Consider the following 21,636-nt stretch of genomic DNA (forward strand, 5'->3'; position numbering starts at 1 on the left):
CATATCGGCTGCGCATGCGCGATTGGGTCCCTGCCTGCGCAGGGACGACGGTGATTTGCGCCGCCGTCCGGTCAAGCCATGAAGTCGAACAAGGACATCGGCTTCGTCATTCCCGCACCGAACAGCGAGCTGCCGCCCGTCCCGGCCGACGCGTACTGCTGCACCAGCAGGCTGGCCTGGCGGTTGATGGTGTCGGTGACCTGCTGCTTCTGCGTATTGAGCTTGTCGACCTCGGCCTGCACCGTGGCGGCCTGGCTGGCGAGCGTGCCGCCCTTGCTCATCTGCTGCGTGATGCGGGTCGCGAACTGGTCGGCCAGGCCCGTGCCCGACTTGCCGAACAGCTGCGTGACCTTGTCCGGATCGGCGGCGATGGCCGCGTTCAGCTTGGCCTCGTCCAGCACCAGGCCATTGCCCTTGCGCGTGATGCCCATGTCCGCCAGCGCCTTCGGGTCGGCCGCGTCGAGGATGCCGCCCAGCTGGTTCTGGACCTGGATGATGGCGGCGTCGCCGTCCGCATCCCCCGTCTTCAGGCCGGCCACCTTGGTGTTCATCGCATTGAGGGCGCCGACGAAATCCTTGATGTTGGCGGCGATGGCCGAGGGGTCGCGCTTGACGGCGACGTCGCTCTTGCCGGTGGCCGTGAGGCTCAGCGAGACGCCGGCGATCGCCGTGTCCGACTTGTTGGTGCTGGACGTGAGCGCCTTGCCGTCGACGGTGAACTGCGCGTCCTGGGCCGCGGCCTTCTGCGTCATCGCGCTGTTCACGCCCGGCCCGTAGGACAGCAAGCCCGTCATGACGGGGTCGCCCGCCACGCTGATGCTCATGGTGTTGGCCGCGCCGGTCTTGCCCGTCAGGCTCAGCGAATAGCCCTTGCCGTCCTGGACCACCTTGGCATCGAGGCCGGCGTCGCGCATGGCCTGGGCGATGCCGTCGAGCGTGTTGTTGGTGTCGTCGATGCGGACCGTCGTCATGGTGGCATTGCTGCCCGTGCCCGTCTGGACCTTGATCACGGTGGCGGAACCGCTGCCGAGCGCCGCGCCCTTGTCGGGCAGCGCCTTGCTCGCCAGCTGCTGGCCCTGGGCGAGCTGCTTGACCTCCACCGCATGGGTGCCGGCCGCCGCCTCCTTGGACGTCAGCTGGGCGCCGACGGCCTTGCCGCTGGAGCTGGCCGCCATGTCGAGCTTGTCGGACGACAGCTTGCCGGCGCTGGTGCGGAAGTCGTCCAGCGCCAGCGCCAGCTTGCCGAGGCCGGACAGGCGCGCGCCGTCGCGCGTCAGTTGCGCATCGATGTGCTTGATGCCGGGATTCTGCGCCAGCAGCGACTTGGTCGCCGAGGTGTACAGGTCGGACAGGCCGCTCGTGCCGCCGAGGCCCAGGGTCGAGGATGAGATGGAGGTCGTCATATTGCGATTATGCGCCTCCCGGATGTCATTTTATGTAATGAATAGCACCCAGATGTCCGTTCAATTAAGAAGATTACAGTGTCGCGATATGCGCCAGCACGTCGTCCTGGCGTCCTTGCGCGACCAGTTGCGCGGGCGTGGCGCCGTCGAAGGCGGCCAGGGGCGCGTTCATCCAGGCGTCGGCCGCATCGTCGCTGCCGGCGACGGGACGCACGGCGTGCATGACGGTGTAATAGGCCTGCGCCTTGCGCGACTGGTCCTGGAAGCGGGCCTGCAGCGCGGCGAAGGCGCCGGTGGAGAGGGCGCTGTCGTTCGGTTTGTTGTTTTCCATCGGCGCAGTGTAACCCAGTCGACGATTCAGGCAAATGCGGCGGCGCCGCCCACCAGCAGCGCCGGCCCGTCGATGCGGGTGCGGATCAGGCAGTCGCCGCCGACGGCGCGGCCCTGGTACAGCACCAGGCTGCGGCCCAGCGCGATCGTCAGCGCGCCTGCCGCCACGCCGGTCGCGGCATCTTCCAGCGCCGGGTCGAGGTGGTTGAAGTTGCGGCCCTCGTAGACGCCATCCTCGCAGCGGTACCAGGCATAGATGCCGTTGATGCCGTGCTGCCTGCTCCAGGCGGCAATCCAGGCCAGGTCGGGCTGCAATGCGTACAGCGCGGCGGCATCGCGCACCTCGACCAGCAGCTTGGGACTGCCGACCGATGCCAGGCGCGGCGGAGAGACGGGGGCGGTACCCAGCAGCGCCGCTGCCTGCGCCGCCGTGACGTCGACCTGCGGCACGGCCTGGGCGGCCAGGCGCACGAAGTAGTCGTCGCCGTCGCGCAGCAGCGCCAGGCGCTGGCCGTGCATGGCCGTCTCGACGGCGATGACCTCCGCATCGGGCGTACGCCGGAACAGCACGGCCGCCACCGCCAGCGTCGCGTGCAGGCACAGCGGGCTGCGCATGTGCGGATACCAGTAATCGACGCGGACCGTGCCGTCGCCGTCCTCGTCGATGAAGACGCAGGTCGTGTTGCGCCCGCGCGCCAGGCGCTGGCGCGCTTGCGGAGACGGATCGCCGCCTTCGACGACCAGGGCCGGGTTGCCTTCGCCGGGGCGCGCGCCGAAGCAGATCAAGGCATGGATCGATTCAGGGATGTGCATGTTTCGCAATTGTCGGGTTCGTACGTTATACTGTGTTTTTATACAGTAGTATTGTTGGCAAGGTTCATTTTAACTTGCCGCAAAACGTACGCCGATGCCTAACGACCCACCTTCCGCGCAGGGATTGCCTGCCTACGCCGAGCTGTTCTGCCTGTCGAACTTCTCCTTCCTGCAAGGGGCGTCGCATGCGGAAGAGCTGGTGGCACGCGCGGTGGAACTGGGGTATGCGGCGCTGGCGCTCACCGACGAGTGCTCGCTGGCCGGCGTCGTGCGCGCGCATGCGGAAGCGAAGCGGGCCGGCCTGCCGTTCATCGTCGGCGCCCACTTCCACCTCGAGCACCCGGACGGCTCGCCCGCCTTGTCCCTGATCCTGCTGGCGCGGAACCGCAACGGCTACGGCAACCTGTGCGAACTGGTCACGCTGGGACGCACGCGCAGCGAGAAGGGCAGCTACCTGCTGCGCCCCGGCGACCTCGATGGGCCGCCGGAGCACCTGTCCCACCTGGCCGGCATGCCGGACTGCCTGGCGATCCTGCTGCCCGCGTATCCCGGCCACGAACCGGCCGACGTCGACCGCCTGCACGTGCAGGCCGCGTGGCTCGCGCAGACGTTCGGCGGAAGGGCCTGGATCGGCCTGAACCTGCTGCACCGCGCCTTCGACGAGGCGCACCGCATGGCCGTCGAGGAAGTCGGCTGGCAGCACGGCCTGCCGATCGTCGCCGTCGGCCACGTCGTGATGCACGTGCGATCGCGCAAACCCCTGCAGGACACGCTCAGCGCCGTGCGCATCGGCAAACCCGTCACCGAATGCGGCTATCTGCTGGCGCAGAACGCCGAACAGCACCTGCGCTCGCGCGTGCGCCTGGCGAACATCTATCCGCGCGCGGCGCTGATCGAAACGATTCGCATCATGGACGAGTGCACGTTCTCGCTCGACGAGCTGCGCTACGAATACCCGGACGAAGTCGTCCCCGCCGGCCACACGGCCGCCAGCTACCTGCGCCGCGAGACCTGGGCCGGCGCGCACCGGCGCTTCCGCGAAGGCATTCCGGCCAAGGTGCAGGCGCAGATCGAGCACGAGCTGGCGCTCATCGCCGAGATGCGCTACGAGCACTACTTCCTCACCGTCTACGACATCGTGCGCTACGCGCGCTCGCAACACATCCTGTGCCAGGGCCGCGGCTCGGCCGCCAATTCGGCGGTGTGCTACTGCCTGGGCATCACGGAGGTCGATCCGGCGCGCGCGAACCTGTTGTTCGAACGGTTCATCTCGAAAGAACGGAATGAACCGCCCGACATCGACGTCGACTTCGAGCACCAGCGCCGCGAGGAGGTCATCCAGTACATCTACCGCAAGTATGGGCGCACGCGCGCGGCACTGGCCGCGGTGGTCATCAGCTACCGGCCCAAGAGCGCGCTGCGCGACAGCGGGCGGGCGCTGGGCGTGGACCTGGCCATCGTCGACAAGGTCTGCAAGCAGCACCACTGGTTCGACAGCAAGGCCGATTTGCTGAACCGCCTGGCGGAAAGCGGCCTCGATCCGGAAGCGCCGCTGTCGCAGCAATGGGCGTCGCTGGCCCAGCGCCTGCTCGGCTTTCCGCGCCATTTGTCGCAGCATCCGGGCGGCTTCGTGATGGCGCGCGGCCAGCTGTCGCGCCTGGTCCCCATCGAGAACGCGACGATGGCGGAGCGCAGCGTCATCCAGTGGGACAAAGACGACCTCGAGGAACTGGGCCTGATGAAGGTCGACGTGCTGGCGCTGGGCATGCTGTCGATGCTGCGCCGCGGCCTGGAACTGGTGAGCCTGCGGCGCGGCACCGTGTTCGAGATGCAGGACATTCCGCACGACGACAAGGCCACCTACGACATGATCTGCAGGGCCGACACGGTCGGCGTCTTCCAGATCGAATCGCGCGCGCAGATGAGCATGCTGCCGCGCATGAAACCGCGCCGGTTCTACGACCTGGTGATCGAGGTGGCGATCGTGCGCCCCGGACCGATCCAGGGCGGGATGGTGCATCCCTACCTGAAGCGGCGCGAGCAGAAGGAGCCCGTCGTCTATCCGAGTCCGGACATGAAGATCGCGCTGCAGCGCACGCTGGGCGTGCCGATCTTCCAGGAGCAGGTGATGCAGGTGGCGATCCTGGCCGCCGGCTTCTCCCCGGGCGAGGCCGACCAGCTGCGCCGCGCCATGGCGGCCTGGAAGCGCAAGGGAGGCCTCGAGCGTTACTACGAGCGCATCGTCGGCGGCATGCTGGAGCGCGGCTACGACATGGCGTTCGCCGAGCAGATCTTCAGCCAGATCCAGGGCTTCGGCGAATACGGCTTCCCCGAATCGCACGCGGCCAGCTTCGCGCTGCTGGCCTATGCCAGCTCCTGGCTGAAGTGCCACGAACCGGTCGCCTTCCTGTGCGCGCTCCTCAACAGCCAGCCGATGGGCTTCTACAGTCCGTCGCAGCTGGTGCAGGACGCCGTCCGCCACGGCATCGAGGTGCGTCCCGTCGACGTGACGGTCAGCGGCTGGGAGTCGGCGCTGGAAGACCTGCACGATACGTCGCGCGCCCAGCCCGCGGTGCGCCTGGGCCTGCACATGCTGCGCGGCTTGAAGCAGGAAGCGGGCGAACGCATCGAGCTGGCCCGCGCGATCCGCCCGTTCGCCGGCGTGGCCGACCTGGCGCGGCGCGCATCGCTCGACCGCCACGACCTGCAGGTGCTGGCCGGCGGCAACGCGCTCGTGGGCCTGGCCGGCCACCGGCGCCAGGCCTTGTGGGAAGCGGTGGGCGCCGTGCCCGACCGCGACCTGCTGCGCCCGACGGTGCCGGTCGAGGAAACCCCGTCGCTGGCGGCGCCGTCGGAAGGCGCGGAAATCGTCGGCGACTACCGTGCGCAAGGCCTGACGCTGGGCCGCCATCCGCTGGCGCTGCTGCGCAAGCAGTTATTGGCCAAGCGCTTCCTGCCGGCCGAGGTGCTGATGGACTTCCACAACGGCCAGCTGGCGCGCGCCTGCGGCATCGTCACCGTGCGCCAGCGTCCCGGCACGGCGAAGGGCGTGCTGTTCCTGACCATCGAGGACGAGACGGGCAACATCAACGTGATCGTGTGGGCCAGCCTCGTGGAGCAGCAGCGGCGCGAGGTGCTGAACGCGTCGCTGCTGGGCGTGTATGGGGTCTGGCAGCGGGAAGGGGAGGTGCGGCACCTGGTCGCCAAGCGCCTGGTCGACATGTCGCACCTGCTGGGGAGCCTGGATACGCGCAGCAGGGATTTTTGCTAGCCGGGCAGAGCACGCACATACAATACGGCGCCTCGGGTTCGATCACAGAATGCGGCTGGTTTCTTCATTCCATGCCCCCTTCATCCACCTGAAAGAGATTCTGCATGAACGCAATCGCCAAGCTCGAGAAAAAAGTCGCCAACCACGGCGTCGCCTGGGAAGACATCTATGGTTATTGCCAGGCCGTGCAAGTCGGAGACGTCGTCTACGTGTCCGGCCAACTTGCGCACGACGGGCAGGGGGCGCTGGTCGCGCCCGCGCAACTGGACGCGCACGGCAAGCCCGTCGACTTCTCGGCCATGGAGCAGCAGATGCGCCGGACGTATGCGAACGCCGTCGCGCTCCTCGCCGAATTCGGCGCCACGCTGGACCATGTCGTCGAAGAGACGCTGTACGTCCTGGACGTCGACGCCGCATTCGCCGTCGCCGGCAAGGTCAGGAAGGAGTGCTACGGCGCCGAACGGCCGCAGGTCGCCAGTAACCTGATCGGCGTATCGCGCCTCGCATTTCCGGCGCAGCTGATCGAAATTACGTTCCGGGCGATCGTCAAATGAGCCGGCAAGCGTAGCGCCGCAGCTTGACGGCAGCCTGCACGGTCCGATCCATCCGGCCGCCGTATTTCCGGGGCCTGCTTACGCGATCGTACGCCCGAAGCTGGTCCCGAACCGTTCCAGCCGCGCGGGATCGAATGCGCCGACGATATTCGGATACTTGAAGCCTCCCACGACATGGCTGTACATGACGTGGTAGGCCTCGTCCGTGTCGTGCAGGTTGCGGATGTCGTCCGGCTCGACGGCGTACAGGTAGGGGAAGACGCCGCGCAGGAAGTCGAGGAAGTCCGGCACCGACGTGCGCTGGAATACGTTCAGGCACCAGTGGTTCAACTCCAGCGTCACCGTCGGCTTGCAGGCCTGGAGGGTGCCTTGCAGGCCTTCGATGACGTCGCGCTCGAAACCCTCGACATCGATCTTGATGAAATCCACCTTGCCGATGCCGGCCGCTTCCAGGAACGCATCGCCGCGCGCGATCTCGATCGTCTCGATCCGGTGTCCGGCCGAGGCCTGCAGCTTGTTCGACACGAATCCGCCGGAACGGTTGTCGGCGGCATAGGTCAATTCGAACCGCCCCGCAGTCTTGCCCAGTCCTATGTTTTCCAGGGTGACGTTGTCCAAGCCGGACGCCTGCAGGTTCTTCTGGAGGAAGCGGTAGGTCGTGGGCGAAGGTTCGAAGCCGACGACGCGCTGCGCGCGGCTGCCGAACAGGATCGCGGTGCAGCCGATGTTCGCCCCGACGTCGAGCACCGTGTCGGACGGCGCCACCAGGGTATCGAACAGCAGCACCATGTGCGGCTCGAAGGCCCCTTCGATATGGCGCAGGTAGTTGTCGTCCGATTCGATGCGGTAGCGCTTGCCGCCGATATCGGTGACGACGAAGCGGGCATCACCGTCCTCGGCGCTCGCACCGTGGGCGCCGTCGCCGGCGACGGGATTGTCCGGGGCGCGGACGCGTTGCGGCTTGAAGTAATCCAGGAATTTGTTCAAGGTGCTCCCTCCCATGAGACCGTACGGTATCCGCCATGCGGGCGGGCGTCGAACGATCGGACGGATTACTATAGCGTTCGCCATGCGGGCCGTATTGGGGATGGAGCAAACGGGCGGAAGCCAGCCGCGCCGTCAGCCGGTCGGCATGGCCCTCACTGACACGGCCTCAGAATTCTTCCCAGTCGTCGCCGGCATGCGCGGGCGCAGCCTGCTCAGCGGGCTTTACAGCGGGCTTGGCACCGGCCGCCTTCGCGGCTTGTACCGGTTTCGCCTTCGCCACCACCGCCCGGCTCGCCGCCGGCCTGGCCACGGGCTTGCCCACGATCCGCGCAGCCTGCGCCATCGGCGCCGCCGACGCGGCCCCCAGGCTGTGCGCGCGGTCCAGCTTGAACACGCTGACCACGTCCGCCAGCTTGCCGGCCTGGTCTTCCATCGACGCGGCGGCCGCTGCCGCTTCCTCGACGAGGGCCGCGTTCTGCTGCGTCACCTGGTCCATCTGGCCGATCGCGCCGTTCACCTGCTCGATGCCGGTCGTCTGTTCCTGGCTGGCGCTGGTGATCTCGCCCATGATGTCGGTCACGCGGCGGATCGACGTCACCACCTGCTCCATCGTGGCGCCGGCCTGGTCGACCAGCTTGGCGCCCGTGTCCACGTTCGCGACCGAGGCCGTGATCAGCTCCTTGATTTCCTTGGCCGCCGCCGCCGAGCGCTGGGCCAGCGTGCGTACCTCGCCCGCGACCACCGCGAAGCCGCGGCCCTGTTCGCCCGCGCGGGCCGCTTCCACGGCCGCGTTCAGGGCGAGGATATTGGTCTGGAAGGCGATGCCGTCGATGACGGTGATGATGTCGACGATCTTCTTGGACGAGTCGTTGATGGCGCTCATCGTGGTGACGACTTCGCCGACCACGGCGCCGCCCTGCGTCGCGACTTCCGAGGCGGCGATGGCCAGCTGGTTGGCCTGGCGGGCATTGTCCGCGTTCTGGCGCACGGTGTCGGTCAGGTGCGCCATCGAGGCGGCCGTCTGTTCCAGCGCGCTCGCCTGTTCCTCGGTGCGGCTGGACAGGTCGAGGTTGCCGGCGCTGATCTCGCGCGAAGCGGTGGCGATGGTGTCGGTGCCGCCGCGCACCTGGCTGACGATGCCCACCAGGCTGTCGTTCATGTGGCGCAGGGCGCGCAGCAGGGCGCCCGTCTCGTCGCTCGTGCGCGATTCGATGGCGTGGGTCAGGTCGCCCGCGGCGACGGTCTCGGCGACGCTGACGGCATCCTGGATCGGACCCACGATGCCGCGCGTCAGGATCCATGACAGGATGGCGCCGGCCACGACGGCGCAGGCGCTCAGGATGACGATGAGGCGCGTGCTGATGCCGGCCTTGGCGTCGATGTCCTTGGCCGTGGCGTCGATGCTGGCGCGCTGCTGCGTCACCAGTTCCTGCAGCAGGTCCTGGTACAGCTTGGCGGCCGGGGTGAATTGCTGGTCGAGGATGCGCGCCGCTTCCTCGGCGTTGCCCTCGGACTTGGCCTTGACGGCGCCGTCGCGCGTGGCGCTGTAGGTCTTGCGCTGCTCCAGGATCCTGGCGAACAGGTCGTGCTCGGGGCCGCTCGCGGCGATCAGCGGCTCGATGCCCTTGAGCAGTTCGGCGGCCTTCTTGACCGAGGCGGCCGAGTCTTCCTTGAAGTAGGCGCCCAGCGACGGGTCCGAGCTCTTGACGATCGCGGCGGTGCGGCGGATCGAGGCGAAGTTCAGGCTGTACCAGTCGGTGATCATGCGTTCCTTGGCCAGCGGCGCGTCCATCATGGCACGGGTCGCGCCGGCCACCTCGGTTAGGCGCCAGACGCCGACGGTGGCGATGACGACGGTCATCGCGAGAATCAGGAAGAAGCCCAGGCCGAGACGTTTACCGATCCTGATGTTTGCAAATAAACCCATTGCGACAGTCCTTGTATGCAGATGAAATGGCGAGCCACGCGTGCAGGAGCCTGCTCGGTGCGGGGAGCATGGGACACGGGCGAGGGGGCTGGCCGGAGCCGGGAATTCTACGCTTGCCTATACAATCCGGAAATAAAAAATTCCTCGTAGAAATTATAATGAGACAATTTTGTAGGTATTTTCTGACACTGTACTGGTAGGATTGTTAAATTCGAATGCCCCTGTTAGGCTGAAAGCGAGGCACCCAGCGATTCGTGCCCGCAAGCGTTGTTGTCTTCCCCATCCCCGAAGTACGTTCAAAGAAGTGAGTTCCATGAAGCCTTCCCACATCCTCCGCCATACCCTGCGCCATACCCTCGTCGCCGCCGCCCTGGCCGGCGGCGCCGCCCACGCCGCCTCGCTGCCGGCCCCGTTCGCCGCCCAGCTGAACGCCGACTACCCGAAGCTGGAAACCTTCTACCAGGACCTGCACGCCAACCCGGAACTGGGTTTCAACGAAAAGCAGACGGCCGCCAAGCTGGCCGAACGCGCCAAGGCGCTCGGCTTCGAGGTGACGACCGGCGTCGGCGGCACCGGCGTGGTCGCGATCCTGCGCAACGGCCCCGGCCCGACCGTGATGCTGCGTACCGAGATGGACGCGCTGCCGGTGCTGGAAAAGACGGGCCTGCCGTTCGCCAGCAAGGTGACGACGAAGAATGCGGCCGGCGATACCGTGCCGGTGGCGCATGCCTGCGGCCACGACCTGCACATGTCGGCCTGGTACGGCACGGCGAAACTGATGGCGGAAAACCGCAAGGCCTGGAGCGGCACGCTGATGCTGGTCGGCCAGCCGTCGGAGGAGCCGCTGACGGGCGCCGCCGCCATGCTCAAGGACGGCCTGTTCACGCGCTTCCCGAAGCCGGACTACGCGTTGTCGATGCATGACGACGCCAGCATGGCCTCGGGCACGATCATGTGGCACGCCGGCCCGTTCCGCGCCTCGGCCGACACCGTCACCATCACCATGTTCGGCCAGGGCGGCCACGGCGCCGTGCCGCACGAGACCCGCGACCCGGTCGTGATGGCGTCGCGCCTCGTGCTGGCGCTGCAGACGCTGGTGTCGCGCGAGAACAATCCGCTCGATCCGGTCGTCATCACCGTCGGCAGCATCCAGGGCGGCACCCAGGCGAACATCGTGCCGGACCAGGTCAAGCTGGCGCTGACGGTGCGCACCTTCCGTCCCGAGGTGCGCCAGCGCGTGCTGGCCAGCATCGTGCGCGAGGCGAAAGGGGAGGCGATGGCGGCCGGCGCGCCGAAGGAACCGCAGGTCGACATCAAGCCGGGCACGGATTCGGTCTACAACGATCCGGAGCTGATGGCGCGCGCGGTCAAGGCCGTGACGGCCGCCGTGGGTCCGGAATTCGTGAAGGAGATGCCGGCCAAGATGACGTCCGAGGACTTCGCGATGTACGGCCAGCAGCCGGGCGTGAAAGCCCTCCTGATCCACGTGGGCGCCGTCGACGCGGCGCGCCTGGAAGCGGCGAAGAAGGCCGGCCAGCCGCTGCCGGGGACGCACTCGCCGCAGTGGGCGCCGGACCTGAAGCCGACGCTGACCAATACCATCAAGGCCGAAACGGCGATCCTGCTCGACCTGATGGCGCCGAAGCGCTGACCTGGCGACGGCGCGCGCTCACGCGGCGCGCGTCGTCCCGTAGTGGGCGTGCACGGCGTCCATCCAGCCCTGGTCGGCCATGTTCGGCCAGTGGTCGGTGTCGAAGCCGGGGGCCGCGTCGATGCGGTCCTTGGACACGTCCATCGTGAAGCGCTTGTTTTTCGTGTCGAGCGTGAGCGCCTGCCAGGGCACGGCGAACAGTTTTTCGCCGATGCCCAGGAAGCGGCTGGCCGACATCACGGCATAGGCGATGCTGCCGGTGCGCATGTCGACCATGAATTCCTTGATGACGCCCAGGTGTTCGTTCTGCAGGTTGTGCACATGGTCGCCGATCAGGGTGTTCGCGCCCATCAGTTCCGGGCCCGGCCCCTTGCCGTGCTTGTTCCTGTACATGCCATAGTCGTCGCGTTCCTCGTAGGACATTTTCTGCCTCCTGTGTTGGGATGGGAAGGATAACCCGAGCCAGGAAAAATTCGGTTCGGGCGCACACAGAGCAGGGGAGCAGCCACGTCGTCCCTGCGCAGGCAGGGACCCAATTTTGCGTGAACGCGAGGGAAATTAGGCCCCTGCCTTCGCAGGGGCGACGGTGATTTAGGCCGCCTCCAGCGCCAGCCGCGACGGGCGTACCGCTGCCTGCCCATTCAGCTTGAACACATCCACCGCATGGGCCAGCCTGGACGCCTGTTCCTGCAGCGATGCGGCCGCCGCCGCCGCTTCCTCGACGAGGGCGGCGTTCTGCTGCGTGGTCTGGTCCATCTGGGCGATCGCCTGGTTGACCTGCTCGATGCCGGTCGTCTGCTCCTGGCTGGCCGACGAGATCTCGGCCATGATGTCCGTCACGCGGCGGATCGACGTCACCACCTGTTCCATCGTGCTGCCGGCCTGGTCCACCAGCTTCGAACCGGCATCGACCTTGGCGACCGAGTTGCCGATCAATTCCTTGATTTCCTTGGCCGCTGCCGCCGAACGCTGGGCCAGCGTGCGTACCTCGCCCGCCACGACGGCGAAGCCGCGGCCCTGTTCGCCGGCACGGGCCGCTTCCACGGCGGCGTTCAGGGCCAGGATGTTGGTCTGGAAGGCGATGCCGTCGATGACGGTGATGATGTCGACGATCTTCTTCGACGAGTCGTTGATGGCGTTCATGGTCGTGACGACTTCGCCGACGACGGCGCCGCCCTGGGTCGCGACCTGCGAGGCGGCGATGGCCAGCTGGTTGGCCTGGCGCGCATTGTCCGCGTTCTGGCGCACGGTGGTGGTCAGTTCTTCCATCGATGCCGCCGTCTGCTCCAGCGCGCTGGCCTGTTCCTCGGTGCGGCTGGACAGGTCGAGGTTGCCGGCGCCGATCTGGTTCGATGCGGTGGCGATGGTGTCGGTGCCGCCGCGCACCTGGCTGACGATGCCCACCAGGCTGTCGTTCATGTGGCGCAGGGCGCGCAGCAGCGCGGCCGTCTCGTCCTTGCCTTGCGGTTCGATGCGGCAGGTGAGGTTGCCGCCGGCAACGTCCTCGGCCACGCCGACGGCGGCGCGGATCGGCCCGACGATGCCGCGCGTCAGCTGCCAGGAGGAGAAGGCGCCGATGGCGACCGCGCACGCGGTCAGGACGGCGAGCAGTTCGATGGTCGTGGTCTGGCTGTGCAGGATCGCGTCGTTGTGCGCGTCCATCTTGCGGTGCTGCAGCGCGATCAATTCGTCGAGTAGGGCCTGGAAGCGCTTCGCCGTCGGTGTGAACGATTCGTCGAGAATCTTGACGGCCTGCGCCTGGTCGCCGTCGGCTTTCGCCTTCATCGCGGCATTCGTGTAGGTGCGGTACAGCGTGCGCTGTTCGGCGATCTGCTTGAGCAGCCCCTGTTCGTCGGCGTCGGTTAGCAGCGGTTCGATCTGTTTCAGCAGGTCGGCCGACTTGCCGGTGGTGGCGCTGGCGTCGTCCTTGAAGTAGGCGCCGAGGGAAGGATCGCTGCTCTTGACGATGGCGGCGGTGCGGCGGATGGCGCCGAAGATCTGGGTGTTCCAGTCGGTGATCAGGCGTTCCTTCTTGAGGGGCAGGGCCATGGCGCGGGTCGATTCCGCCACCTGGTGCATACGCCACATGCCGAACGCGGCAATCGCCACGGTGACGGCGAGGATCAGCGTGAAGCCCATGCCGAGCCGCTTACCGATACTAAGATTTCTCACAGTGCATCCCTTTCTGTAAATGAATGTTGTTTGCCCCGCATTTTAAAGATGTTTTCAGGCAATAAACATTACGAAAGGGAATTTTTGTGATTAATGGTGTTGAAAGGCAACATCACTTGTCGTTAAACGAGGGATATGGCCGCAATCGAGGCCGGGCAGCGGGGTGCCCGCCCGGAAGGGATCAGAAGGTTTCCCACTCGTCACCAGCGGCGACGGGCTCCTGGCGTTCCGCCTTGCTTGCCACCCTGGACGGCGCGGCCTTGCGGGCAGAAACGGTACGCAGCTGCGCGCGCGCAGGGGCCGGACGGCCGGCAGCCGGCACGGCCACGCCAGTCCGTGCCGGTGCCGTCGCGGCTGCCAGGCCGGCCTCGACCTTGAATACGCCCACGGCCTCGGCCAGGCGCGATGCCTGGTCCTGCAGCGAGCCGGCGGCGGCGGCCGCTTCCTCGACGAGGGCGGCGTTCTGCTGCGTGCTTTCGTCCATCTGGCCGATGGCGCCGTTCACCTGCTGGATGCCGTCGGTCTGTTCAAGCCTGGCCGACGAGATCTCGGCCATGATGTCCGACACGCGCTGGATCGAGGCGACGACCTGCTCCATCGTGCTGCCGGCCTGGTCGACCAGCTTCGAACCGGCATCGACCTTGGCGACCGAGTTGCCGATCAGTTCCTTGATCTCCTTGGCGGCCGCGGCCGAGCGTTGGGCCAGCGTGCGCACTTCGCCCGCGACCACCGCGAAACCGCGGCCCTGTTCGCCGGCACGAGCCGCTTCCACGGCGGCATTCAGCGCCAGGATGTTGGTCTGGAACGCGATGCCATCGATGACGGTGATGATGTCGACGATCTTCTTCGAGGATTCGTTGATGGCGTTCATCGTGGTGACGACTTCGCCCACGACGGAACCGCCTTGCACCGCGACTTCTGACGCGCTGATCGCCAGCTGGTTGGCCTGGCGGGCGTTGTCCGCGTTCTGGCGCACGGTGTCCGTCAGGTGCGACATCGACGCGGCCGTCTCTTCGATGGCGGCGGCTTGCTGTTCGGTACGGCTGGACAGATCGAGGTTGCCGCTGGCGATTTCACCGGCGGCGCCGTGGATGGCGCCGGTGCCGCTACGTACGTCGGTGACGATTCGCACGAGGCTGTCGTTCATGTGGTGCAGGGCGCGCAGCAGGGCGCCGGTCTCGTCGCCGCTGTTGAATGCACGATCGTTGGCGTCGATGCGGCGGGTGAGGTCGCCGGAGGCGACGGCTTCGGCCAGTTCGACGGCCTCGCGGATCGGGCGCACGATGCCGCGCGTGAGGAACCAGGCGCAGACGATGCCGATGAGGAGGGCGCCGGCGCTGAGCATGGCGATGGTGGTGGCGCTCTTCGTGATGGTGGCTTCGATGGCGACGGCGCTGGCGGCGATCTGGTCGCGCTGCATGTCGACGAGGACGCCGACCGCGCCTTCGTAGGCCTTGGCGGCCGGCAGGAATTCCTTGTCGAGGATGCGCGCGGCTTCGTCGCCATTGCCGCTCGCCTTGGCCTTCACGGCCGCTTCCTTGGCGGCCGCATAGACCTTGCGCAGGTCATTGATCTTGTAGAACTGGGCCTTTTCCTTGTCGTTCGACAGCAGCGGCTCGATCTTCTGCATCAGCTCGGTCGCGCGGTTGGCCGTCATTTCCGCGTCCTGCTTGAAGAAGCCGGCCAGGCTGGGGTCCGAGCTCTTGACGACGGCGATCGTACGGCGCACGGCGCCGAAGGTCTGGGTGCGCCACTCGGCGATCATCTGCTGCTTGGCCATCGGCACGTCCATCATCGCGCGCGTGTCGGCCGCCATGGCGCGCAGGTGCCAGATGCCGGCGACGGCGATCGCCAGCGTCAATGCCAGCACGAGGGCAAAGCCCGCCGCGAGACGTTTTCCGATACTGAGATTTGCAAGCACAGCCATGAATGAGTCCCCTGTCTACCATGTAAATATGAAGGGCCATTCTATGATGCTTTACGGTAACTAAAACTCACCAATTGTATTTTTTGATGCTTTGACGCAACACAATATGATGGAAATAATCGTATGGCAGGCCGGAGGGGAGCGATTGCGGCAGAACTGGCCGCGGAGGGGCAGCGGAAAAGGCGCCCGCGTGGACCGGGCGCCTCGTTGAAGCGTTACTTCAGGCGACGACGAGGGCCGACCGCATTGCCGCCGCAGTCTCGACCTTGAACACGCCGACGGCTTGCGCCAGGCGCGACGCCTGGTCCTGCAGCGAGCCGGCGGCGGCGGCCGCTTGCTCGACGAGGGCGGCGTTCTGCTGGGTGCTTTCGTCCATCTGGCCGATGGCGCCGTTCACCTGCTGGATGCCGTCGGTCTGTTCCTGGCTGGCCGACGAGATCTCGGCCATGATGTCCGTCACGCGCTGGATCGAGGCGACCACCTGCTCCATCGTGCTGCCGGCCTGGTCGACCAGCTTCGAGCCGGCATCGACCTTGGCGACCGAGTTGCCGATCAGTTCCTTGATCTCCTTGGCCGCTGCCGCCGAGCGCTGGGCCAGCGTGCGCACCTCGCCTGCAACCACGGCGAAGCCGCGGCCCTGCTCGCCGGCACGGGCCGCTTCCACGGCCGCGTTCAGGGCCAGGATATTGGTCTGGAAGGCGATGCCGTCGATGACGGTGATGATGTCGACGATCTTCTTCGACGATTCGTTGATGGCGTTCATCGTGGTGACGACTTCGCCGACGACGGAACCGCCTTGCACGGCGACTTCCGAGGCGCTGATCGCCAGCTGGTTGGCCTGGCGGGCGTTGTCCGCGTTCTGGCGCACGGTGTCCGTCAGGTGCGACATCGACGCGGCCGTTTCCTCGCGGGCGGCGGCTTGCTGCTCGGTACGGCTCGACATATCGAGGTTGCCGATGGCGATTTCGCCGTCGGCGCCATGGATGGCGCCGGTACCGCCGCGCACTTCGGTGACGATGCGCACGAGGCTGTCGTTCATGTGGGCCAGCGCGCGCAGCAGGGCGCCGGTTTCGTTGCGGTCGTCGTTCGCCGCGATGCGGCGGGTCAGGTCGCCCGACGCGACGGCTTCGGCCAGCTCGACGGCTTCACGGATGGGACGCACGATGCCGCGCGTGAGGAACCAGGCGCAGGCGATGCCGATGAGGAGGGCGATGGCGGACAGCACGCCGATCGTGGTGGCGCTCTTGGTGATGGTGTCTTCGATGGCGACGGCGTTGGCGGCGATCTGCTCGCGCTGCAGTTCGACGAGCTCGCCGACGGCTGCCTCGTAGGCCTTGGCGGCCGGCAGGAATTCCTTGTCTAGCATGCGCGCCGCTTCGTCGGCATCGCCGCCCGTCTTGGCCTTCACGGCGGCATTCTTGGCATCCGTGTAGACCTTGCGCGCATCGACGATTTTCTTGAACTGCGCCTTTTCCTCGGCGGTCGACAGCAGCGGTTCGATCTTCTCGATGAGTTCCGTCGTGCGGCTGACGGTCTTGTCCGCGTCTTCCTTGAAGAAGGGCCCCAGGCTCGGGTCCGAGCTCTTGACGATGGCGATCGTGCGGCGCACGGCGCCGAAGGTCTGGGTACGCCATTCAGCGATCATCTGCTGCTTGGCCATCGGCTTGTCCATCATGGCGCGGGTATCGGCGGCCATGGCGCGCAGGTGCCAGATGCCGGCGACGGCGATCGCCAGCGTCATCGCTAGCACGGGGGCAAAGCCGGCGCCGAGGCGTTTGCCGATATTCATGTTTGCAAACACAGCCATAAAATTAGTCCTTTGAGCTACGTCAATACGAACCCTAATTTTACGGTGCTTTCGGGCAACAATCTTTTTTAACTGAAGGTTTTGATGCTGCCTCGCAACAGTAACCGAATAAAATTCTTGTTCGCTATCTAGAATGCGAAGACGCGGTGGGCGTGCGCCGCCCACCGCGCCTCAGAACTCTTCCCAATCGCTGTCGCCGGCGGCGGCTTTCGCGCGCGCCGTGGGAATGGGCGCCTTGGCGGCCGCCGTCTTGACGGACGCCGTACTGGAGGACGGCTTCCCGGCCGCAGCCGGACGTGCCGCCGGCAATGCGGCGCGTCCGGCTGCCGATGCCGGTGCCGCGGCAACCGGGGCAGCGTAGGACACGGCGGCGGCATCCACCTTGAAGACCCCCACGGCTTGCGCCAGGCGCGATGCCTGGTCCTGCAGCGAGCCGGCGGCGGCGGCCGCTTCCTCGACGAGGGCGGCGTTCTGCTGCGTGCTTTCATCCATCTGGCCGATGGCGCCGTTCACCTGCTGGATGCCGTCCGTCTGTTCCTGGCTGGCCGACGAGATCTCGGCCATGATGTCCGTCACGCGCTGGATCGAGGCGACGACCTGCTCCATCGTGCTGCCGGCCTGGTCCACCAGCTTCGAGCCGGCATCGACCTTGGCGACCGAGTCGCCGATCAATTCCTTGATCTCCTTGGCGGCTGCCGCCGAGCGCTGGGCCAGCGTGCGCACCTCGCCCGCGACCACGGCGAAGCCGCGGCCCTGTTCGCCGGCACGGGCCGCTTCCACGGCCGCATTCAGCGCCAGGATATTGGTCTGGAAGGCGATGCCGTCGATGACGGAAATGATGTCGACGATCTTCTTCGACGAGTCGTTGATGGAGCCCATGGTCTCGACCACCTGGCCGACGACGGAACCGCCTTGCACGGCCACTTCGGAGGCGCTGATCGCCAGCTGGTTGGCCTGGCGGGCGTTGTCCGCGTTCTGGCGCACGGTGTCGGTCAGGTGCGACATCGACGCCGCCGTCTCTTCGATGGCGGCGGCCTGCTGCTCGGTACGGCTCGACAAATCGAGGTTGCCGCTGGCGATTTCTCCCGCGGCGCCGTGGATGGCGTCGGTGCCGCCGCGCACTTCGGTGACGATGCGCACGAGGCTGTCGTTCATGTGGGCCAGCGCGCGCAGCAGGGCGCCGGTCTCGTCCTGCGTCTTCCCGGCATCGATGCGGCGGGTGAGGTCGCCGGAGGCGACCGTTTCGGCCACGCTGACGGCCGCGCGGATCGGCCCCACGATGCCGCGCGTGAGCAGGATCGCGCTGATGGCGCCCAGCGCGACGGCGCCGGCGGTCAAGGCCATGATCAGGGTGCGGCTGAAGCCGACGTCGTCCTTGAGCACCTGGGCGTCGGCCGCGATGCGGGCTTGCTGCATGGCGACCAGCTGCTGTACGGCTTCCTGGTAGGCCTTGGCGGCAGGCGTGAATTTCTCGTCGAGGATCTTGTTGGCCTGTTCGACGTCGCCATCGGCCTTGGCCTTGGTGACGGCGTCGCGTGCGCTCGAATACGATTTGCGCAGTTCCGAGATGCGGTCCCACAGCGCCTGTTCCTCGCCGGCGGCGATCAGGGGCTCGATCTGCTTGACGAGGTCGGCCGAGCGCTTGCCCGTGGCGGCGGAATCTTCCTTGAAATAGGCGTTCAGCGACGGGTCGCTGCTCCTGGCGATGGCGGCGGTGCGGCGCACGGCGCCGAAGATCTGCATGTACCACTCCGTGATCAGGCGCTCCTTGGCCAGCGGCTCGGCGAGGACGGAACTGGTATGGTCGGATGCCTGTTGCAGGCGCGACATGGCGAAACCGGCGATCACGACGGCCATCGCCAGCGTCAGTGCGAAACCGAGCGCCAGACGTTTGCCGATATTGAAGTTGCTGAAGATACCCATCATTGCCCTTATGAAAGAAATTCTTGACGGAAATAACTCTTAGTTTAGTGGGTTTTGTGTATGTGTAATGACTTCTTTAGGACGGGTGCTTACATTTCTAGTGCACTTTTCCAACACTTGAGTGCAGATGCGCCTGGAAGGGGTCGATTCTCTTGTAGTTTTGCTACCAGGATACCTTGCGCCGATGCGATGCGGATGCGGTTCACCATGGCGGTATCGCTACATTGCTCGCGTATTTCATAATTGCAATAAAGAAGTATTTGCAGGTTTAAGGTATAATTTCAATTTCCCGCGCGTGCCGTTCGGCACCATCAGCACAATGACCAAATTCGTATTCGTCACTGGCGGCGTCGTGTCTTCCCTGGGCAAGGGGATCGCGGCCGCCTCTCTCGCCGCGATCCTCGAATCGCGCGGCCTCAAAGTCACCATGCTCAAGCTCGACCCGTACATCAACGTGGACCCGGGCACCATGAGCCCGACCCAGCACGGCGAAGTGTTCGTCACCGACGACGGCGCCGAGACCGACCTGGACCTGGGCCACTACGAGCGCTTCATCAGCACCCGCATGAAGAAGGTGAACAACTTCACCACGGGCCAGATCTATGAATCGGTGATCCGCAAGGAACGCCGTGGCGAGTACCTCGGCAAGACCGTGCAGGTGATCCCGCACATCACCAACGAGATCCAGGACTATATCCGCCGCGGCGCCGAAGGCGTGGACGTGGCGCTGGTCGAGATCGGCGGCACCGTCGGCGACATCGAGTCGCTGCCGTTCCTGGAAGCGGCGCGCCAGCTGTCGCTGCGTTCGGGCCGCAAGGGCGCCGCCTTCGTGCACCTGACCCTGGTGCCGTACATCTCGTCGGCCGGCGAACTGAAGACCAAGCCGACCCAGCACTCGGTGCAGAAGCTGCGCGAGATCGGCATTTCGCCGAACGCGCTGCTGTGCCGCGCCGACCGCCGCATCCCGGACGACGAGCGCGCCAAGATCTCGCTGTTCGCCAACGTCGAAGAGCAGGCCGTCATCTCCGTGTGGGACGTCGACACCATCTACAAGGTGCCGCAGGTGCTGTGCGACCAGGGCCTGGACGAGATCATCCTGGAAGCCCTCGACATCAAGGCCCCGCCGGCCGACCTGTCGATGTGGACCAAGCTGATCCACACCCTCGAGAATCCGAAGCACGAAGTGACCATCGGCATGGTCGGCAAGTACGTGGACCTGATCGAATCGTACAAGTCGCTGACCGAGGCGCTGCGCCACGCCGGCATCCACACGGAAAGCCGCGTCAACATCGAATACATCGACTCGGAAGAGATCGAGTCGACGGGCTGCGACCACCTGGGCAAGTACGACGCCATCCTGGTTCCGGGCGGCTTCGGCAAGCGCGGCGTGGAAGGCAAGATCATGGCCGCCCGCTATGCCCGCGAAAACAAGATTCCCTACCTGGGCATCTGCCTGGGCATGCAGGTCGCGCTGATCGAATACGCGCGCCACATGGCCGGCCTGCCGAACGCCAATTCCACCGAGTTCGATCCGGAGACCGACCAGCCGGTCGTCGCCTTGATCACGGAATGGCAGAACCACGACGGCAAGGTCGAGAAGCGCGACACCAATTCCGACCTGGGCGGCACCATGCGCCTGGGCGCGCAGACCTGCGCCGTGAACCCGGGCACGCTGGCCGCCGAGATCTACGGCAACGTCGTGACCGAGCGCCACCGTCACCGCTACGAAGCGAACAATTACTACCTGCCGAAGGTCGAAGCTGCAGGCCTCGTGGTCGCCGCGCGCACCCCGAACGAAGACCTGTGCGAGATCATGGAACTGCCGCGCCAGGCGCACCCGTGGTATGTCGGCGTCCAGTTCCACCCGGAATTCAAGTCGACCCCGCGCCACGGCCATCCGCTGTTCAGCTCGTTCATCCGCGCCGCGCTGGCGCACCAGGCAGGCAATGCCAATAACCAGGCCGCCAATACGCCGGCCGTGCAAGGAGATGCAGCATGAAACTGTGCGACTTCGAGGTCGGTCTCGACCAGCCGATCTTCCTGATCGCCGGCACCTGCGTGATCGAATCGCGCCAGATGGCGATGGACGTGGCCGGCCAGCTGAAGGAAATCACCTCGGCGCTGGGCATTCCATTCATCTATAAATCGTCGTTCGACAAGGCCAACCGTTCCTCGGGCAAGTCGTTCCGCGGCCCGGGCATGGAAAAGGGCCTGGAGATCCTGGCCGACGTGCGCAAGGAAATCGGCGTGCCGGTGCTGACCGACGTGCACGACGAAGAGATGATCCCGCACGTGGCCAGCATGGTCGACGTGCTGCAGACCCCGGCCTTCCTGTGCCGCCAGACCGACTTCATCAACGCCTGCGCGCGTTCGGGCAAGCCGGTCAATATCAAGAAGGGCCAGTTCCTGGCGCCGGGCGACATGAAGAACGTGATCGAGAAGGCCCGTGCCGCAGCCGCGGAAGCAGGCCTGCCGGACCAGTTCATGGCCTGCGAGCGCGGCGCTTCGTTCGGCTACAACAACCTGGTGTCGGACATGCGTAGTCTCGCCATCATGCGCGAGTCGAACTGCCCGGTCGTGTTCGACGCGACCCACTCGGTGCAGCTGCCGGGCGGCCAGGGCACCTCGTCCGGCGGCCAGCGCGAACACGTGCCGGTGCTGGCGCGCGCGGCCGTCGCCGCCGGCGTGTCGGGCCTGTTCATGGAAACCCATCCGAACCCGGCCTGCGCGCTGTCGGACGGCCCGAACGCGGTGCCGCTGGGACGCATGAAGGAACTGCTCACGACGCTGGTCGATATCGACCGCATCGTCAAGAAGGCTGGATTCATCGAGTCCAACTTCGAATAAGTTACAGTAAAACAACGTCGCCCC

15 protein-coding genes are annotated in these 21,636 nt (G+C 66.2%); 5 read left to right on the forward strand and 10 right to left on the reverse strand.

The genetic code is table 11. The annotated features are described in order from the left end of the window. Window positions 1-71: 71 nt before the first annotated feature. The 3 genes from fliD to QPK32_RS06715 all read right to left on the reverse strand — a co-directional run bounded on the left by fliD (window position 72) and on the right by QPK32_RS06715 (window position 2,546). A complete protein-coding gene (gene fliD, locus QPK32_RS06705; protein ID WP_290412006.1) occupies window positions 72-1,403 on the reverse strand; it encodes a flagellar filament capping protein FliD in 1,332 nt (443 codons plus the stop codon). Window positions 1,404-1,476: 73 nt separating this feature from the next. Further along, a complete protein-coding gene (locus QPK32_RS06710; RefSeq protein WP_290412007.1) occupies window positions 1,477-1,734 on the reverse strand; it encodes an antitoxin Xre/MbcA/ParS toxin-binding domain-containing protein in 258 nt (85 codons plus the stop codon). A gap of 26 nt (window positions 1,735-1,760) precedes the next feature. Further along, window positions 1,761-2,546 carry a PhzF family phenazine biosynthesis protein gene (locus tag QPK32_RS06715; protein WP_290412008.1) on the reverse strand — a complete coding sequence of 262 codons (786 nt, stop codon included), beginning with the start codon at window positions 2,544-2,546 and terminating at the stop codon, window positions 1,761-1,763. 94 nt (window positions 2,547-2,640) lie between these two features. On the opposite strand from QPK32_RS06715, the gene QPK32_RS06720 reads away from it, so the two are divergent. Beyond that, on the forward strand, window positions 2,641-5,817 hold the full coding sequence (locus QPK32_RS06720) for an error-prone DNA polymerase (protein ID WP_290412009.1): 3,177 nt from the start codon (window positions 2,641-2,643) through the stop codon (window positions 5,815-5,817). Between the two features lie 104 nt (window positions 5,818-5,921). Continuing rightward, window positions 5,922-6,371: a RidA family protein gene (locus QPK32_RS06725; RefSeq protein WP_290412010.1), complete on the forward strand. Its 450-nt coding sequence runs from the start codon at window positions 5,922-5,924 to the stop codon at window positions 6,369-6,371. Window positions 6,372-6,449: 78 nt separating this feature from the next. On the opposite strand, the gene QPK32_RS06730 is transcribed toward QPK32_RS06725, so the two are convergent. Then, a complete protein-coding gene (locus tag QPK32_RS06730; RefSeq protein WP_290412011.1) occupies window positions 6,450-7,358 on the reverse strand; it encodes an FkbM family methyltransferase in 909 nt (302 codons plus the stop codon). Window positions 7,359-7,524: 166 nt separating this feature from the next. Beyond that, complete coding sequence (locus QPK32_RS06735; protein ID WP_290412012.1) at window positions 7,525-9,285, reverse strand: methyl-accepting chemotaxis protein; 1,761 nt, start codon at window positions 9,283-9,285, stop codon at window positions 7,525-7,527. Window positions 9,286-9,598: 313 nt separating this feature from the next. Between QPK32_RS06735 and QPK32_RS06740 the strand changes: the two genes are divergently transcribed. After that, window positions 9,599-10,936 carry an amidohydrolase gene (locus QPK32_RS06740; protein ID WP_290412013.1) on the forward strand — a complete coding sequence of 446 codons (1,338 nt, stop codon included), beginning with the start codon at window positions 9,599-9,601 and terminating at the stop codon, window positions 10,934-10,936. Between the two features lie 18 nt (window positions 10,937-10,954). On the opposite strand, the gene QPK32_RS06745 is transcribed toward QPK32_RS06740, so the two are convergent. The 5 genes from QPK32_RS06745 to QPK32_RS06765 all read right to left on the reverse strand — a co-directional run bounded on the left by QPK32_RS06745 (window position 10,955) and on the right by QPK32_RS06765 (window position 18,765). Beyond that, window positions 10,955-11,359, reverse strand: coding sequence for a PRC-barrel domain-containing protein (locus QPK32_RS06745; protein WP_290412014.1), 405 nt, complete (start codon window positions 11,357-11,359; stop codon window positions 10,955-10,957). A gap of 168 nt (window positions 11,360-11,527) precedes the next feature. Beyond that, window positions 11,528-13,108 (reverse strand): methyl-accepting chemotaxis protein, encoded by a 1,581-nt coding sequence (locus QPK32_RS06750; RefSeq protein ID WP_290412015.1) that lies wholly within the window; start codon window positions 13,106-13,108, stop codon window positions 11,528-11,530. Window positions 13,109-13,289: 181 nt separating this feature from the next. Next, window positions 13,290-15,035, reverse strand: a complete 1,746-nt coding sequence (locus tag QPK32_RS06755; protein WP_290412016.1) for a methyl-accepting chemotaxis protein — start codon at window positions 15,033-15,035, stop codon at window positions 13,290-13,292. A 220-nt stretch (window positions 15,036-15,255) separates the two neighbouring features. Continuing rightward, window positions 15,256-16,842, reverse strand: a complete 1,587-nt coding sequence (locus tag QPK32_RS06760; RefSeq protein WP_290412017.1) for a methyl-accepting chemotaxis protein — start codon at window positions 16,840-16,842, stop codon at window positions 15,256-15,258. A 171-nt stretch (window positions 16,843-17,013) separates the two neighbouring features. Next, complete coding sequence (locus QPK32_RS06765; RefSeq protein ID WP_290412187.1) at window positions 17,014-18,765, reverse strand: methyl-accepting chemotaxis protein; 1,752 nt, start codon at window positions 18,763-18,765, stop codon at window positions 17,014-17,016. 319 nt (window positions 18,766-19,084) lie between these two features. Here QPK32_RS06765 and QPK32_RS06770 point away from each other — a divergent pair, with 319 nt between their 5' ends. Both QPK32_RS06770 and kdsA read left to right on the forward strand, forming a co-directional pair. Then, the gene (locus tag QPK32_RS06770) at window positions 19,085-20,764 is read left to right on the forward strand and encodes a CTP synthase (RefSeq protein ID WP_290412018.1); all 1,680 of its coding nucleotides are present in this window, start codon (window positions 19,085-19,087) and stop codon (window positions 20,762-20,764) included. Next, window positions 20,761-21,612: a 3-deoxy-8-phosphooctulonate synthase gene (kdsA, locus tag QPK32_RS06775; protein WP_290412019.1), complete on the forward strand. Its 852-nt coding sequence runs from the start codon at window positions 20,761-20,763 to the stop codon at window positions 21,610-21,612. Before QPK32_RS06770 ends, kdsA begins: the two co-directional genes overlap by 4 nt. The last annotated feature ends 24 nt before the right edge of the window (window positions 21,613-21,636 follow it).

The sequence above is a fragment of the Massilia sp. YIM B02763 genome, from assembly GCF_030412015.1.
GTDB lineage: Bacteria > Pseudomonadota > Gammaproteobacteria > Burkholderiales > Burkholderiaceae_D > Telluria.

What these genes read in the sequence shown, in the direction of transcription:
- QPK32_RS06720 (WP_290412009.1), top strand. Translation starts at nt 2,641, where the DNA reads ATGCCTAACGACCCACCTTCCGCGCAGGGATTGCCTGCCTACGCCGAG.
- QPK32_RS06765 (WP_290412187.1), bottom strand. Translation starts at nt 18,765, where the DNA reads ATGGGTATCTTCAGCAACTTCAATATCGGCAAACGTCTGGCGCTCGGT.
- QPK32_RS06745 (WP_290412014.1), bottom strand. Translation starts at nt 11,359, where the DNA reads ATGTCCTACGAGGAACGCGACGACTATGGCATGTACAGGAACAAGCAC.
- QPK32_RS06755 (WP_290412016.1), bottom strand. Translation starts at nt 15,035, where the DNA reads ATGGCTGTGCTTGCAAATCTCAGTATCGGAAAACGTCTCGCGGCGGGC.
- QPK32_RS06740 (WP_290412013.1), top strand. Translation starts at nt 9,599, where the DNA reads ATGAAGCCTTCCCACATCCTCCGCCATACCCTGCGCCATACCCTCGTC.
- QPK32_RS06710 (WP_290412007.1), bottom strand. Translation starts at nt 1,734, where the DNA reads ATGGAAAACAACAAACCGAACGACAGCGCCCTCTCCACCGGCGCCTTC.
- QPK32_RS06760 (WP_290412017.1), bottom strand. Translation starts at nt 16,842, where the DNA reads ATGGCTGTGTTTGCAAACATGAATATCGGCAAACGCCTCGGCGCCGGC.
- kdsA (WP_290412019.1), top strand. Translation starts at nt 20,761, where the DNA reads ATGAAACTGTGCGACTTCGAGGTCGGTCTCGACCAGCCGATCTTCCTG.
- QPK32_RS06715 (WP_290412008.1), bottom strand. Translation starts at nt 2,546, where the DNA reads ATGCACATCCCTGAATCGATCCATGCCTTGATCTGCTTCGGCGCGCGC.
- QPK32_RS06725 (WP_290412010.1), top strand. Translation starts at nt 5,922, where the DNA reads ATGAACGCAATCGCCAAGCTCGAGAAAAAAGTCGCCAACCACGGCGTC.
- QPK32_RS06770 (WP_290412018.1), top strand. Translation starts at nt 19,085, where the DNA reads ATGACCAAATTCGTATTCGTCACTGGCGGCGTCGTGTCTTCCCTGGGC.
- fliD (WP_290412006.1), bottom strand. Translation starts at nt 1,403, where the DNA reads ATGACGACCTCCATCTCATCCTCGACCCTGGGCCTCGGCGGCACGAGC.
- QPK32_RS06735 (WP_290412012.1), bottom strand. Translation starts at nt 9,285, where the DNA reads ATGGGTTTATTTGCAAACATCAGGATCGGTAAACGTCTCGGCCTGGGC.